The organism is Psychrobacter cibarius (assembly GCA_030686115.1).
GTDB classification, from domain to species: Bacteria; Pseudomonadota; Gammaproteobacteria; order Pseudomonadales; family Moraxellaceae; genus Psychrobacter; species Psychrobacter cibarius_C.
In genome coordinates this window covers 730,310-745,836 of record CP131612.1, presented here as the reverse complement: position 1 = coordinate 745,836, position 15,527 = coordinate 730,310, and the positions used below count along the sequence as shown (strand labels likewise).

General features: G+C 41.0%; 14 protein-coding genes. 3 read left to right on the top strand and 11 right to left on the bottom strand.

All coding sequences use genetic code 11. The features are described from left to right. The first annotated feature begins 25 nt into the window (after positions 1–25). Positions 26–820, top strand: coding sequence for an RNA methyltransferase (locus Q6344_03220; protein ID WLG14372.1), 795 nt, complete (start codon positions 26–28; stop codon positions 818–820). 104 nt (positions 821–924) lie between these two features. On the opposite strand, the gene Q6344_03215 is transcribed toward Q6344_03220, so the two are convergent. The 9 genes from Q6344_03215 to Q6344_03175 all read right to left on the bottom strand — a co-directional run bounded on the left by Q6344_03215 (position 925) and on the right by Q6344_03175 (position 10,244). Beyond that, a complete protein-coding gene (locus tag Q6344_03215) occupies positions 925–2,133 on the bottom strand; it encodes a cupin-like domain-containing protein (GenBank protein ID WLG14371.1) in 1,209 nt (402 codons plus the stop codon). 344 nt (positions 2,134–2,477) lie between these two features. Next, the gene (locus tag Q6344_03210; GenBank protein ID WLG14370.1) at positions 2,478–3,410 is read right to left on the bottom strand and encodes an FAD-binding protein; all 933 of its coding nucleotides are present in this window, start codon (positions 3,408–3,410) and stop codon (positions 2,478–2,480) included. 151 nt (positions 3,411–3,561) lie between these two features. Then, on the bottom strand, positions 3,562–4,311 hold the full coding sequence (locus Q6344_03205) for an electron transfer flavoprotein subunit beta/FixA family protein (GenBank protein WLG14369.1): 750 nt from the start codon (positions 4,309–4,311) through the stop codon (positions 3,562–3,564). Positions 4,312–4,764: 453 nt separating this feature from the next. Beyond that, positions 4,765–5,328, bottom strand: coding sequence for a DUF421 domain-containing protein (locus Q6344_03200; GenBank protein WLG14368.1), 564 nt, complete (start codon positions 5,326–5,328; stop codon positions 4,765–4,767). Between the two features lie 253 nt (positions 5,329–5,581). Continuing rightward, positions 5,582–5,794 (bottom strand): cold-shock protein, encoded by a 213-nt coding sequence (locus tag Q6344_03195; protein ID WLG14367.1) that lies wholly within the window; start codon positions 5,792–5,794, stop codon positions 5,582–5,584. A 380-nt stretch (positions 5,795–6,174) separates the two neighbouring features. Continuing rightward, positions 6,175–6,600 carry a hypothetical protein gene (locus Q6344_03190; GenBank protein WLG14366.1) on the bottom strand — a complete coding sequence of 142 codons (426 nt, stop codon included), beginning with the start codon at positions 6,598–6,600 and terminating at the stop codon, positions 6,175–6,177. 270 nt (positions 6,601–6,870) lie between these two features. Continuing rightward, positions 6,871–7,887, bottom strand: a complete 1,017-nt coding sequence (ilvC, locus tag Q6344_03185; GenBank protein WLG14365.1) for a ketol-acid reductoisomerase — start codon at positions 7,885–7,887, stop codon at positions 6,871–6,873. 147 nt (positions 7,888–8,034) lie between these two features. Continuing rightward, on the bottom strand, positions 8,035–8,532 hold the full coding sequence (ilvN, locus tag Q6344_03180; protein ID WLG14364.1) for an acetolactate synthase small subunit: 498 nt from the start codon (positions 8,530–8,532) through the stop codon (positions 8,035–8,037). Continuing rightward, entirely contained in the window at positions 8,532–10,244 is a 1,713-nt protein-coding gene (locus Q6344_03175) for an acetolactate synthase 3 large subunit (GenBank protein WLG15129.1), read from the bottom strand. Before Q6344_03175 ends, ilvN begins: the two co-directional genes overlap by 1 nt. A gap of 983 nt (positions 10,245–11,227) precedes the next feature. Here Q6344_03175 and Q6344_03170 point away from each other — a divergent pair. After that, positions 11,228–11,725, top strand: coding sequence for a DUF4124 domain-containing protein (locus Q6344_03170; GenBank protein WLG14363.1), 498 nt, complete (start codon positions 11,228–11,230; stop codon positions 11,723–11,725). Positions 11,726–11,733: 8 nt separating this feature from the next. Here the strand turns inward: Q6344_03170 and Q6344_03165 are convergent, their stop codons facing one another. After that, positions 11,734–13,473: an NAD(P)H-hydrate dehydratase gene (locus tag Q6344_03165; protein ID WLG14362.1), complete on the bottom strand. Its 1,740-nt coding sequence runs from the start codon at positions 13,471–13,473 to the stop codon at positions 11,734–11,736. A 191-nt stretch (positions 13,474–13,664) separates the two neighbouring features. On the opposite strand from Q6344_03165, the gene queG reads away from it, so the two are divergent. Further along, entirely contained in the window at positions 13,665–14,897 is a 1,233-nt protein-coding gene (gene queG, locus Q6344_03160; GenBank protein WLG14361.1) for a tRNA epoxyqueuosine(34) reductase QueG, read from the top strand. 101 nt (positions 14,898–14,998) lie between these two features. Here the strand turns inward: queG and lysM are convergent, their stop codons facing one another. Next, on the bottom strand, positions 14,999–15,508 hold the full coding sequence (lysM, locus tag Q6344_03155; protein WLG14360.1) for a peptidoglycan-binding protein LysM: 510 nt from the start codon (positions 15,506–15,508) through the stop codon (positions 14,999–15,001). Positions 15,509–15,527 lie beyond the last annotated feature (19 nt).

Here is a 15,527-nt window from a genome sequence, read left to right as displayed (position 1 = left end):
TATATTTTTTTCTAAGCGATCTACTATGGTAGCAAATCCCACCGAGCTTATTACCTCAGATAAAAATACGACCGTTAAACTTGTCAAATCCTTGTTAACGCAAGCGCGGCAGCGGAAGAAGCAAGGTCAAACGGTGATTGAGGGCGTGCATCTCATCGATGCGGCGCTGCGTAGCGACTACCCGTTTGCTCAAATCCTACTCGCGGAGTCTGCGCACAACCATCCCGAGGTTCAGCAAATTTTGACGCGCTTGCCTACTTATACGCCTATTTTAACGTTATCAAATTCGCTGTATGAGAGCATTCGTAGCTTAGGTACTGGTATCGATATCATGGCAATTATTAAAGTACCAACGCCTCATTTATCGATGATTAATGATGACTGCTTGATTTTAAATGATGTGCAAGACAGCGGCAATGTGGGCACCCTATTACGCACCGCAGCAGCGGTTGGCATTAAGAACATACTCTGTACCAGCGCTACGGCACAAGCGTGGTCCCCTAAGACATTACGAGCAGGCATGGGCGCTCAGTTTGCCCTGACTATTTATGAAGATCTAAGTGTGCAAGATATTTTAGACCATGTACAAACACCGCTATTTGCGACCAGCTCACATACTGATACGGTGATTTATCAACATGACTTAAAAAAACCTATTGCTTGGATTATGGGGCATGAAGGACAAGGCGTTTGTGATGAGCTGATGCAGTGCGCCACCCCTATCGCTCTACCACAGCCTAATGGTCAAGAAAGTCTGAATGTCGCCATTGCAGGCTCATTATGCTTGTATGAAACACTACGTCAAAGAAACTATGCCTAAAATATTCTGTCATGTATGTAGCCCATGCAAAGCATGGGCTGAATAAATATAGTGATTCAGTCAATGCTTTAGGTAGAGTTTATTTTCTCAACTACATATAGAAACTAACCTTGTGCTTCCATAAAGCTTGCAGAATAGTTGTTTGGTGCATTAAAGTTAGTAAAACTAATGCTAATGGATTTCTCCAGTCCATTCACACAATGCCACCACCCTATAGGAATAAATAGCGCCTCGCCAGCTTTAATAGTGACTTCAACTGGGGTCACATGTTGCATTAATGGATGTTCCTTTAAATCAAAATTAGGAAAATCTACTTCACTATAAACGTGCAAATCATTATAGAGCCAAGGCACTTGCCACGCTGGAATCAACGTAACCTTCTTAAAGCCATATACTTGAACCAACATGTTGTTAGTTAAGTCATGATGCAATGGCGTAAAGGTACCTTTGGGTCCCATCCAGAAATAGGTACTAAAAGCTGCATCATTATCTAAAAGCTGGCGATAGCCTTCACCAAAATCACCGATGTCATCCAATACTGGTCTAATGGCTTCAACGTTTTGTTGTGTGTTATTAGCAGTCATATAGTAGTTATTACTTTCACCGTCATTTTCTATCATATTGACAAATTCAGACATCAGCATTGATTTACGATACTTATCGGAATGACGTTCAAAAAGCGCATCAGTCTCGCGATTAAACTGCACCTGAATTTCCGCATCGCCTATCGTATCTGCAAAATAATGCGGGCTCCATTTCTTCAGTGCTGGCCAATGATCGATACCTTTTTTAAGCACCACAGGCTTATGCTTACTATAGTAATCCTTGATAAATACCTCAAACAGCGGCGTATCAATCACCTCAATTTGTTGGCTGTAGCCGGGATCTAACTTGGCTAAGTCGTCACAAGTATTAAGAAGCCATTCTCGTTTTTTTAGTAGCTTGGTGGCTTTAACGCCTGCTTGTAGGTAAGGGCTTTTAGAGGCCGTCTCTATTTCTAGCAATATCTCTGCGTGACTAAAGCCTTGCTTAGCCAATACTTTCGCAATACTGTTTTTACTCGTGCCTTCAAGCAAATTGGTAGCGACCCATCCTTTCCAATTATTTGGCAGTCTACGAATTGATTGTTTACTGTCGTTTGCCGCCACCTTGGAATCATCACTCAGAGCGGCTTTGATTTGAGTGTCTGAAAAGTGATTATCCTTTAGCGTTTGAACAATTGTCTCTGCTTGGACACCGCGAATTATATTAGTCGCTACCCAGTCATTCCATTCCTGAGGTAAGCGTTCTGACGTGTTTAATTCTGCCTTCATTAGCATCTCCTAATCCCTTAATGTACTAATTAATTGGTCTATCATGTAATCATCTATTATTGAGTATAGTCAGTTAATTATCACTATAATCTTGCTCTACAAATTAAACTATAACGTTAATATAATAGCTTACATTCATATAGTAGCGGACATTTATCCATTTGACTAGAGCATGTCCGCAGTTCAAAAATGCAGATAAAAACAAGATGAACTGTAGCTATACAAGAAACAGCGAAATCATGTCAGCATTGACAATACTCCACAAAAAAGCCTTCGATTCATTGAACCGAAGGCTTTATGACTTATGATATATTAAGCGACATTAAACGCTTAACTGTTTAAACTTAAACCTTGCTAGTAAGCTCAGGTAATGCTGTAAATAAATCAGCTTCTAAGAAGTAATCAGCAACGCTAGCGATAGGTGCTTCTGGGTCATTGTTGATAGCAACAATAACTTTAGAATCTTTCATACCCGCTAAATGCTGAATCGCGCCTGAAATGCCCGCTGCGATATATAAGTCTGGTGCAACGATTTTACCCGTTTGACCGACCTGCATATCGTTTGGTACATACCCTGCATCAACAGCGGCACGTGATGCACCAACGGCAGCGCCAAGTTTATCAGCCAATGGTTCGATATATTTGGTGAAGTTTTCACCATTTGCCAATGCACGACCACCAGAAACCACAATGCCTGCTGAAGTCAATTCAGGACGGTCAGATTTCGCCATCTCTTCATTAACGAAGCTTGCTTTGCCAGTTTCTTGCACGTTGTCGATTGTCTCAACAGTAGCTGAACCACCTTCGCTTGCTACTGGGTCAAAAGCCGTGGTACGTACTGTCATAACAACTTTATCTTCTGTGGTCTTAACAGTTGCTGTGGCGTTACCAGCATAGATAGGACGCTCAAATGTTTGCGCATCTACGACGGCTGAGATTTCTGATAGCATGCTTACGTCAAGTAAAGCGGCAACGCGTGGCATAAAGTTCTTACCAGTAGTGGTAGCAGGTGCAAGGATATGGCTGTAATCACCCGCGATATCAGCAACCAATAGCGCGACGTTACCCGCCAATTGATGCTCATAAGCAGCGTTGTCTGCTAATAATACTTTAGTCACGCCTTCTGCTTTAGCTGCTTGGTCAGCGACAGCTTGAGCACCACTACCTGCAACCAACACATGGATATCATCACCCATTTGCTTAGCAGCAGCGATGGTATTCAAAGTTGCCTTTTTTAGACTGGCATTGTCATGTTCTGCATATACCAAAATTGCCATGATTTTAATCCTTTTTTGTTCATATCATCTATTCATGCGGTTGTTTGTGTACAAAGCTGTTTGAGCAACTATTATTTTATATAAAATAAATCAGTTAAATCTATAGCCTTGTACAGGATATGCCGTAGCGAAGTATCCAATCATTGAAACATTAAATGACTTTTGCTTCGTTTCTTAGCTTATCGACCAACTCATCCACTGAACCCACTTTGATGCCAGCTTTACGTTCAGCAGGTGGCACAACTTTAATGATCTCTTGCTTAGAGGCCATATCAACACCAAAATCAGCAGGCGTTTTTTCGTCAAGTGGCTTTTTCTTCGCTTTCATGATGTTAGGCAATTTAGCATAACGAGGCTCATTCAAACGCAAATCAGTGGTAATAACCGCTGGTAGCTCAAGTGCTAACGTCTGTAAACCACCGTCGATTTCACGAGTCACGTTTACTTTATCGCCTTCAACCTTCACTTCTGATGCAAACGTACCCTGACCGATACCCATCAATGCCGCTAGCATCTGACCAGTCTGGTTGTTATCATCATCAATGGCTTGCTTACCCAATAAGATAATATCAGTGCCTTCACTCTCGGCGATATTTTTGAGGATCTTAGCAATTTGTAATGGATACGGCTTGTCATCAGTCAACACTAAAACACCACGATCAGCGCCCAATGCTAACGCTGCACGAATTTGCTCTTGTGATTCTTTTGGACCGATTGAAGCAACAATGATTTCATCAATCACACCCGCTTCTTTTAGACGAACCGCTTCTTCTACTGCAATCTCATCAAAAGGGTTGATTGACATCTTAGTGTTTGATAAATCAACGCCAGAGTTGTCAGCTTTTACACGAACTTTTACGTTGTAATCAATGACACGCTTGACCGCTACTAATGCTTTCATACGTTCCTCGTTTATTAATGTTATGAATTAAAAATTGTCAGTTAAGAACCAAAGGTTCATTTTTTTAAACTGTCATTCAAAATACTACTTAGGGTTATTACTGCGTCAACAGATAGTAGTTAATTAAGCAAGAAGAAACAATACCGAAAATGGTATTAGTATCACACTACTCATTGATAAAATCTGCTAAAGCTAAGCCAACCATTATTATCAGACCCCTGTATCTTGCGTGAGCACAGGCATAAGGTCAAGACAACGCCGTGAATAATGCGTCATAAATTTGTCACCATTTTATAATAAATAGTTTATAAGTGCACAATTTTACAGTCTTCTTTAACCTACATTCTCAATATTTCACCTGTTTTTAGCACTGTCAACACGATAGTTACTTAATGGATTGTTGTGATCTATGTCATTGGTATCCATCGAGAACAACAATCAAAAACTCAAAATCTACGACTTACTGTTTTTACTGGAACCAATCAGCAACTCACTGTCGCGTATATCATCGAATAATGACCAGTCAGGCGTGACTGCATTATTTTTGATGACACTCATATCCCCTGTGGTTTCCATAATGACAGCAAATACTTCCGTTTTAGACTTGATTCCATTCTTGCGCAAAACCTGTTGAACATCACTAGTACTAAGATTGGCCTCTTTTAAATTTCCACTAAAATACTCGCCATGCGCCATTAATATAATGGCTCGATTGTCTATCAGAGATTTTAACGGTTTGAATTTACGCCTGATAAATGAGATAACCCCTTGAATCACAAACAATACTGCGACAGCAAACAGCCCTTGCATTAATGACGGTGTGTCTGATAGCACCGTTGAAGCAAGTATACTGCCAATACCGACAGTCATCGCAAAATCATGGCTTGAGAGCTTGGAGAAACTTCGCAATCCCATCAATCTTGTAAACAACATTAACCCTAAATAAAAACCGATTGCAGATAGAGAAATACCCAGCACTTGCTGCCAATCGATTGAAAACCATGCCTCCCACTTCATAAAACAACCTTATTTTGTTAGATTTTTTTTGAGTCAGTGCTGATGACTGACAACTAATATCAGTATGCTTTTGATGATTTTACGTTTTTAGCGAGAAAAATGGCATAAAAAAAGCAACCTGATAAGAGGTTGCTTTTTTTTAGAGTTGAAACAGTATTTTTATTGTTTTAACAAACAAAGGCATCAATGCATATTGATAATCTTACTGTCATCAAGCTTACTGACTAATCAGCTTACCAGATGTCAAATGAGATTAGATAGCTTCGATTTGCTCGGCTTGTGGGCCTTTTTTGCCATCACCTAAGATGAAAGACACTTTTTGGCCTTCGGCTAGAGTTTTGAAACCACCACCTTGGATAGCGCTGTAGTGAGCGAATACGTCTTGTCCGCCATTGTCTTGAGCGATAAAACCAAAACCTTTAGCTTCATTAAACCACTTTACAGTGCCTTCAACTTTATCTGACATAAATTTTCCTAACTCTTTAACTGTTGGCGAGACGTGTGTCATCACCGATTAATTGATATATACCCAAACTATTTTCTGCTAAATGCAACAGTCAATACGATCAAAATATCGTTAGATAGCTTGAAATTACGACCTAAAATCTTTTGAGTACAGGCTGATTATAGCAGCTTTTTATAATCGCAACAGGTTAAATTGATGATTTTTGTAAATAACGATAATCCGTTTTGAAAAGTCACAACAGCCAATAAAATACTATCTAATACATTGATAAGAAAGATATTTTATATCATTTACTATCTACCATTCTAACTTAAAGGTGTCATTTAAGTTGATGACAGCATTATCTCAAATAATAAATAGGTGATAAGTCAGCATATGCTTCATTGAGATATCGGTAACCACGGTGAACTTAATACTAACAAACAAAGCGCAAAAAATATCAGCGAAAATGACTGACTATAGGCGATATATTTAGCAGGTATCACCAAGTCTTTAGGAGAATCAGGAATACCTTTACGTTTTAGTAAACGCGTCCCGTATATCCATCCAAAGGTAGTATAGATGCCATAAGCAGCAGGTACCGTAATGGCTAGTGGCGTCAAATCAATCACATATAATATGACAACGGAAATAAAGAACCACAAAGTATCCAAGAGTGAGCTGATTTGAAAAAACTTAGACTTCGGCAATTTGCCATCGGTTTTTTTGAGCATCTCCCCTTCTATCCATATTAAAACAGCTACCACAGCGCTAAGAGTAATATATACGAATTGCGGCGTTAGCCAGTCTGGATAAGATATTTGCACAACACACAACCTATAATCTATAAAAAAGTAAGAACGCGCAACTCAATCGTCTTGATAATTAACCAGCAATTGGTTGCACTAAGAATATTCAAAAAAATCAATGAAGGCTAGATATATGAGGCATCGATTGGTCGTTTTCAACCAACACCAAAGCGATTGTGGTTAAAATTCACTAAAGTAGTGCAAACTAAAAAAGCCCACACTATTAAGTAATAGCATGGGCTCTTAGTTCTATATCAGCGATGAATCTCTTAATAGCTTAATACTGAATTAGTTTTTTTCTTTATCGATGATTTTGTTACCACCGATCCAAGGCATCATGCCACGTAGCTTAGCGCCAGTGATTTCGATTTGATGCTCTGCATTGTTACGACGACGAGCCGTCATTGATGGATAGTTGGTTGCGCCTTCAGAGATAAACATCTTCGCGTACTCACCAGACTGAATGCGTTTTAGGGCATTACGCATGGCTTCACGTGATTGCTCATTGATGACTTCAGGACCAGTTACGTATTCGCCATATTCAGCATTGTTACTGATTGAATAGTTCATATCAGCGATACCGCCTTCATACATGAGGTCTACGATAAGCTTAAGCTCATGCAAGCACTCAAAGTAAGCCATTTCTGGGGCGTAGCCAGCTTCAGTTAGGGTTTCAAAGCCCATTTTAACCAGCTCTACTGCACCGCCGCAAAGTACCGCTTGCTCACCAAAGAGGTCAGTCTCAGTTTCATCTTTAAAGGTTGTTTCGATAATACCTGAACGACCACCACCAACGCCAGCAGCATAAGATAGTGCTAACTGTTTGGCTTGACCTGAGGCATCTTGGTAGATAGCGATAAGATCAGGAATACCACCGCCTTTTGCAAACTCTGAACGTACCGTATGACCTGGTGCTTTTGGTGCAACCATAATGACATCAAGATCACCACGTGGAACGACTTGGTTATAATGAATCGCAAAACCATGAGCAAAGGCTAGGGTCGCGCCCTCTTTGATGTTAGGCTCAATCACGTCGTTATAAAGCTCTTTTTGAAACTCATCAGGCGTCAAAATCATGATGACATCAGCGGCTTTTACCGCTTCTTCTACTTCAGCTACTTTCAGACCTGCGTTTTCCGCTTTTTTCCATGAGCCAGAGTTAGCACGTAGACCAACGGTCACATCAACGTCTGAATCTTGTAGGTTAAGCGCGTGTGCATGGCCTTGTGAACCGTAACCAATGATGGCAACTTTTTTGCCTTGGATGATTGATAGATCACAATCTTTATCATAATAAACGTTCATAAACAGAGTCCTTTTCCTAAATCATGGCTTGCCATGGATAAATAAACACTTAAATTATAATCACCTTATCGAAGTGATGGGTGAGATAAGCGCTATGTTAATGTTTGAATAAATAATTTGACCTACAATAGGTACAGTAAGCGCTCATTATAAACTGAGCGTTTTTTCGCCGCGTGCAATACCAATCACACCCGAACGCACCACTTCCATAATACGTTCACGACCAATCACATCAATAAAGCCGTCAAGTTTGGCTTTGTCACCAACGATTTGAATGGTATATAGATTGGCGTTTACATCAACGATTTGTGCACGGAAAATATCGGCACTGCGTTTAATCTCTTCACGTACGCCACCCGTCGCCCGTACTTTTATGAGCATCAACTCACGTTCGACGTGTACGGTATCTGATAGATTAAGCACTTTAACCACTTCAATCAATTTATGCAATTGCTTGGTGATTTGTTCTATTTTTTCAGGTGATGTAATAGTGGTCAATGTTAAGCGAGAAATACTCGAATCGTCTGTTGGCGCAACGTTCAAAGTTTCAATGTTGTAGCCACGTTGAGAGAACAAACCGACCACTCGCGACAACGAACCCGCTTCGTTTTCCATCAATACCGAAATCAGATGTTGTTGTTGCATTAGGTACGCTCCCCTTTTGTTAACCACATATCACGCATTGCTTGCCCAGCGATTTGCATCGGATATACATGCTCGTTACGATCGACATAAACGTCAATAAATACCAATCTATCTGTTATTGCCATGGCTTCCGCCAATTGTGCTTCCATGGTCGCAGGATCAGTAATCTTGATACCGACGTGACCATAGCTTTCAGCGAGTTTGACAAAGTCTGGTAGTGAATTCATATAAGAATGGGCGTGACGACCTTCATACAGCATATCTTGCCATTGCTTCACCATGCCTAATTGGGCGTTATTTAGGTTTAGGATTTTAACCGGCAAATTATATTGTAAGCAGGTTGAGAGCTCTTGAATATTCATCTGAATAGAGCCTTCACCCGTGATACAAACCACGTCACGCTCAGGGTTAGCTAGTTTGGCTGCCATCGCATACGGCAAGCCAACACCCATCGTCCCTAAACCACCTGAGTTTAGCCATTGGCGCGGCTCATTATAGGTATAATAAAGCGCTGCAAACATCTGATGCTGACCGACGTCACTGGTGATAATAGCGTTACTATTCGTCACTTTATCTAAGGCTTGAACGACCGCTTGGGGCTTAATGCCATTATCAGTGCTGGTGTCATAACGCAGGCCATGACGCTTACGCCACTCATTAATCTGTGACCACCAATCCAACAATGCTGGTTGATCTAATTCTTTATCTTCACCAACAATCTCTAGTATATCGGTCAGGACAGATTTAACATCACCCACGATCGGAATATGCGCATTAATCGTTTTTGAAATAGAGGTAGGATCAATATCAATATGAATAATCGTCGCATTTGGACAGAATTTTTTGACATTATTAGTGACACGGTCATCAAAACGTGCGCCAACTGCCAAGATGACGTCGGCATGATGCATGGTCATATTGGCTTCATACGTGCCATGCATACCGAGCATACCCAAGAACTGACTATCAGAACCAGGGAACGCACCCAAGCCCATTAAGGTATTGGTTACTGGTAAATTTAAACGGTGCGCAAGATTAGTAAGCTCTTTATGCGCATTGCCTAAAACAACACCGCCACCAGAGTAAATAATCGGACGCTTTGCAGCAAGCAGCGTTTCAACCGCTTTTTTAATCTGACCACTATGACCTTTTAATGACGGCTGATACGAACGTATAAACACTTCTTCTGGATAAGCGTAAGCAAACTTTTCACTTGGCGCAGTCATATCTTTTGGCACATCAATCACTACAGGACCTGGGCGTCCAGACTGAGCAATATAAAAGGCTTTTTTGACAATCATTGGGATTTCGCTAGCGTGGCGCACTTGAAAGCTATGCTTCACGATAGGACGTGATACACCGACCATATCTGTTTCTTGGAAGGCATCTTCCCCAATTAGGCTGCTAGGTACCTGACCTGCGATAACCACCATCGGCACAGAATCCATAAACGCTGTTGCGATAGCCGTTACGGTATTAGTAGCACCTGGACCTGACGTCGCTAATACTACACCTGTCTGCCCTGTGACTCGCGAATAAGCATCTGCCATGTGACCGGCTGCTTGCTCATGACGTACTAAAACATGCTCGATATTCTCTTGTTGAAACAAAGCATCATAGATATGAAGAACCGCACCACCTGGATAGCCAAAAATATATTTGACGCCCTCATCAGTCAGTGATTGCACCAACATCTCAGCACCAGATAGCATTATAGGTTGCTCATTACCCTCAGCGAGGCGTTGTTGCTTTTCTTCAAAATTTTTGGCGGCATTCCCCGTTTGGGTATGTCCCGTCATATTCGGACTTTGCGTGGTTTGCGTCACTGTCATCACCTTTTTTTTGTCAAGAATTGGCGTTCATTTATAAGAGAAAACCACGCTATTTACACAAGATGGTTCGTCTTATAGAAATGGCTGCGAATCCTTATCCATATCAAGAATGTGTGCCCACTATCTCTAAGTAACGCTGTTTTATAAGACAGCAGGCTACTCAAACACAGCAATATATGTAGGGTCAGTTTTATGGCAGGAGTCTATCGATGTACAGTGACAAGATGCGCGTGCATCTATAAAAGAAGCTTATTATTGATAAATAGCAGACAGCATTTACAACAGGTTGATTTATACAGAGGCATCAATATTCACAATTTAAATCACTCTCACAGCCAATACTAATTTGTAAAATGGTTAGATTTTACGACAGGCTTATTAAAAAGATTGAATTGCTGAATATTTTTCCATGTTTAATACAACCGCTAGAGTCACGCTTAGCGCATTTCAAATAATAAGTTTATCTTAGTCATTGTAGACAGATAAGTCCGGAGACAATACATAAAGTCATCGATAACAATCGTTATGATTACTATCTTTGCAATATCATTGTCACAAAGAAACGAAAACTGCGTAAGCCACTGATAAGTAACCTATCGTCCTCATTTTCAAGTGCCACGGCAATATCATAAAAGCCGCTCACTGACCAATCAACTGCTATTATATTCGATGGTTTGTGAGCTATTGTCAAGAAAAACTTCTAAAGCCCATCCCTAACTATTAGTTATTAAATAATATACATTCATAAGGATTATTTGTTAGAATCGAAAGCTGGTACATTTTTAGTACCATTCCAACACTTAAATGTTATATTGACACATATATACACATCTGTTTTTTTACCCCTTGAGAGGATTGCTACTATGGCATATGCGTCTAAAATAAATACTGCTACCAAACTGCTTATGAGTACTGCGTATGTGCTAATGCTGTCGATGAATGCCAGTCATGCTATTCAAGTTTATAAATCTGTCGGTGCACATGGTGAAGTCAAATACAGCCAACATGCGCCTCAAAATGGTAAAAACATTGAGCTGATTGAATTTCGTAGTGATGGCAGACAAAGCAATGCAGGACAATTGGCTGGCAAAACAGATGCCAATCAAAGTACTAATACTCAAAGCGTAGAAGAGCAAAGAGTTGCAGCGCTTGAAGCACGGATTAAAGAACAAGAAGCACAAGCCAATGCACAGCGTTGCCAGTCACTCCGCAATAATTTGACCAACTTGAATGTCGGCGGACGTATTTATGAGATGGATGCAAATGGCAAGCGTCAATATTTAGACGGTCGTGAAATTGAGCTCAAACGTGAACGCGTACAGCAGGCAATTGATCAGTATTGTGGCAATTCAACTACCTAGGCTTAATGCTAATTATAGACGTTAATCAATAGCTGCATCACATGACAAATGGCTGCTGGCATATCCTGAGCTTGTAGTCCTCGTTGTCCAACCAACAACGTATTATTACTTTGATTAACCAGCGTATCCCCTGCTAATCCATGTATAACAACCGTTTGATGCAAGCTTCGCATTCCTGATGATAAATCTTGTTGTGCTAGCAGACCAGCAATGACACCGGATAACACATCACCCATGCCAGCCGTCGCCATCCCAGCATTACCGACAGCACAAACATAAACGTGGTGCTCATCTAAGCCCTGCTCTAATATCAAAGAACCTGCGCCTTTTAGCACCCATTCACCACCATAAGTTGTAGCGCACTGTTTTATCGCTTGTAGTCTATTGCTTTCCACTTCACTGATTCTCTTATTCAGTAATCTAGCAGTTTCGCCACTGTGCGGTGTCAAACAAACTTGATAATTAACGCTATATTCTCGCAGCTGACTGACCAATTCATGATGCTCTAATTGCAATGATGCCAAATGATAAAGTCCATCAGCATCAATCACTATTGCCTTTTTAGCTGTCATCGCAGTTTGTAGATACTTTATAAATAACACTTTTGCTTTTTCATCACGACCAAGCCCCATACCAATCGCAATCACAGTGGCTGACTTAATTAACTCCTGCACTCCATCCACATCATGCAAATTAATCGTCATTGCATCTGGTAGCGAAGTTAATAGGGCGCTATGAAAAGCCTCATGGCAAGCAACTGTAATTTTACCCGCTCCTGCCGCCATCGAGCTCGAAGCAGACAGTATCGCAGCGCCGCCCATACCTTGTGAGCCATCGATACGATTACCGCCAATAATCAGTATATGACCATAGCTGCCTTTGTAGCTATTTTGACGGCGAGGACTTAGACCATATGCAGTAGTAATTAGTGTTGCTACTGGCATGAAACTTTTGTCATTTATTGGGTAAGGTATCAGCGGTATATCAATTACCTTGCCGCTACAATCCATACCATCTTTGGTATGCAAACCGAATTTCCGTGCAATTAAACATAGCGTTATATCAGCCTGTATAGCCACCTGCTCAAACACCTCTCCAGTCGAAGCCACCAAACCACTTGGAATATCAACCGCAATGGCCAAGGTGTTATTTCGTTTAGATAATTCATTAAAAGTGCTAATGGCTGTTTTATAAATACCTGTAGGCGCACGATCCAGTCCAATACCAAACAGTGCATCAATATAAACATCGGCTTGCAGATTACCATCTACTCCTTCTTCTAGCTCACAAGCACTATTTTCAAAGCGTCGATAAGGGCAATTGGCCCATAGCGCCTCTTTTAGGGCTTTTTGTGCGTCGGAAAATGCTGTTGTGTTACTGGTATCAAAATCATCACTCTCAAAACCCACTGTTACCACTTGTACCTGCCAACCCATTTGCTGTAAGTAATAAGCAATGAGCCAACCGTCGCCACCATTATTACCCTTTCCAACCCAAATGCTCACTCGATGCTGACGCATATGACGACGAGGCACATAAGTAGTGGCTGATGGATATATGTTTAATTGTCTTTGTTCATATAATTGCTCTATGTGTTGCACCATTTGCCAAGCTGCTTGTTTCATCAACCCAAAACTATCATGCCCTTCGACAAACCATGCTTGCTCCATCGCATAGAGTTGTTCACTGCTATATAACGGGATAGGTTTTGTACTTTTTATAGGTGATAAATTGGTCTGATTTTTCATAGCTAATCCTTGAGTATTTTTTGCTGATTTTTATTTTATTGAGATATGATTACTATCATTTAGCATCAGCTTAGCAAACGCTTACATCAACGTATGTATCGATATGAATGTGAAATTATTTGCTTTTATACTTGCGCTCTTAGCTCACTGGCTTATCATAGCGGTATTCACTCTATCACCTACTGTCACACATGAATAACCTTCCTAAAGTAAACTTGCCTATCTCTTCAACCCAGCAGAAATCAGCTAAGAAAATCTCTGCTGAACCTAAGCCTGCGTCCGAAAAAAAGATTAAGGTGAATAATAGCCCAACATTTACCACCACAGCGGATGTCAAACAATGGATTAAAGACCAAGCACAGGCTTTAGGGTTTGCCGACTGTGGTTTTTTATCGGTGCATCATCCTTTATTTGCTAAGCAGATTGTACAATTGCAACAATGGCTCGAAAAAGGCTATGAGGGACAACTGCAGTTTATGCATAACAACCATGAACTGCGGGCAAATCCTGACCAACTGGTAGAAGGGGCAAAAACCATCATCAGTGTCCGTATGGATTATCTGACTCAAGCACCAACCCCACGTACGATCACTGACAATGACTACCCCAATCAAGGCATCATCGCTCGTTATGCCAGAGGACGCGACTATCATAAAACGATGCGCAGTCGTTTGAAACAATTGGCACTAAAGATAGAAGCCATGCTTCCTGAGTGGCAACACCTCAATATAGGTTCAGAGCAAGATTTTATTTTTAGGCCTTTTAGCGACTCTGCTCCTATTTTCGAGCGACCCATTGCCGATGCTGCTGGTCTTGGCTGGACAGGAAAGCATACCTTATTAATCAACAAGCAAGCGGGTTCATTTTTTGTATTGGGTGAGCTATTTATTAGCCTCGAGTTACCTGATGACAAACCCGTCAAAGAGCATTGCGGCAGTTGTAGCGCTTGTATCGACATCTGCCCCACTCAAGCGATTGTCGCGCCCTATGAGCTCAATGCTGCAGCTTGTATCTCCTACCTCACTATCGAGCACGACGGTATTATTGATATAAAATACCGCCGCGCGATTGGTAATCGCATCTTTGGCTGTGACGACTGTCAACTTATCTGTCCTTGGAATCGCTACGCCAATCTTACACCTGTAGAGGATTTCGCACCACGGCATAACCTTGATAGCAGCAGTCTGCTTGAGCTGTGGCAATGGCAAGAAGCTGACTTTATGAAAAAAACTGAAGGCAGCCCGCTTAGACGCACAGGCTATATGAACTTTTTGCGTAATATCGCGATTGGTCTTGGAAATGCTAATGGTAATGAAGAAACCATTACTCAGTTACAATCAAAGTTGGGCGTACATAACGAAATGCTCGATGTACATATCAATTGGGCCATAGCGGAACAGTATGAGAAGTTAAAAAACCTCTAAATCTTAAGTTTATATTTCTATACGCAAGAAAAATGCCTCTTATTATAATAAGAGGCATTCTTTATTTTATTCACACATATCTCTGACAGTTCAAAACCATATTATGGCTTAGGAATGCGTAGTACTTGACCAGGATAAATCTTATCAGGGCTAGATAACATCGGCTTATTGGCTTCAAAGATTTTCATATAATCATCCGCTGAACCATAAACCTCTTTTGCAATCTTAGACAAGCTATCACCAGATTTCACTGTATACATCGTTGACTCAGGCGCATCTTCTTCAATATCGATGTTATCGATAACTTTCGCAACGTTTTGCACGTTACCGATAGCGATAATCGCTTTTTCGCGGTCTGCTTGCGTTTTAGCTTTACCGCTGATTTCTGCAGTATCTGTTGAGCCGTTATACTTGATTTTCAAATCGCTGATATTAAGATTCTGCTGCTGAATACGACGAAGTAAAATATTGGCAACTGATTGCGCAGAAGGCTCGCTACTCTGTACTGGCGTATTAGCGTCTGCTTTTGTCTCTGACTTGGCATCGTGTTTGGCGTCATCACGATTGAAAATTTTATCACCGATATCTTTTGCAAAACTGAACATACCCATTTATATACTCCTTTAAATA

Bases quoted from the DNA above. Each gene is read 5' to 3' on its own strand.
- Q6344_03220 (WLG14372.1), top strand. From the start codon at position 26: ATGGTAGCAAATCCCACCGAGCTTATTACCTCAGATAAAAATACGACC.
- Q6344_03215 (WLG14371.1), bottom strand. From the start codon at position 2,133: ATGAAGGCAGAATTAAACACGTCAGAACGCTTACCTCAGGAATGGAAT.
- Q6344_03210 (WLG14370.1), bottom strand. From the start codon at position 3,410: ATGGCAATTTTGGTATATGCAGAACATGACAATGCCAGTCTAAAAAAG.
- Q6344_03205 (WLG14369.1), bottom strand. From the start codon at position 4,311: ATGAAAGCATTAGTAGCGGTCAAGCGTGTCATTGATTACAACGTAAAA.
- Q6344_03200 (WLG14368.1), bottom strand. From the start codon at position 5,328: ATGAAGTGGGAGGCATGGTTTTCAATCGATTGGCAGCAAGTGCTGGGT.
- Q6344_03195 (WLG14367.1), bottom strand. From the start codon at position 5,794: ATGTCAGATAAAGTTGAAGGCACTGTAAAGTGGTTTAATGAAGCTAAA.
- ilvC (WLG14365.1), bottom strand. From the start codon at position 7,887: ATGAACGTTTATTATGATAAAGATTGTGATCTATCAATCATCCAAGGC.
- ilvN (WLG14364.1), bottom strand. From the start codon at position 8,532: ATGCAACAACAACATCTGATTTCGGTATTGATGGAAAACGAAGCGGGT.
- Q6344_03175 (WLG15129.1), bottom strand. From the start codon at position 10,244: ATGCTATCTGGTGCTGAGATGTTGGTGCAATCACTGACTGATGAGGGC.
- Q6344_03170 (WLG14363.1), top strand. From the start codon at position 11,228: ATGGCATATGCGTCTAAAATAAATACTGCTACCAAACTGCTTATGAGT.
- Q6344_03165 (WLG14362.1), bottom strand. From the start codon at position 13,473: ATGAAAAATCAGACCAATTTATCACCTATAAAAAGTACAAAACCTATC.
- queG (WLG14361.1), top strand. From the start codon at position 13,665: ATGAATAACCTTCCTAAAGTAAACTTGCCTATCTCTTCAACCCAGCAG.
- lysM (WLG14360.1), bottom strand. From the start codon at position 15,508: ATGGGTATGTTCAGTTTTGCAAAAGATATCGGTGATAAAATTTTCAAT.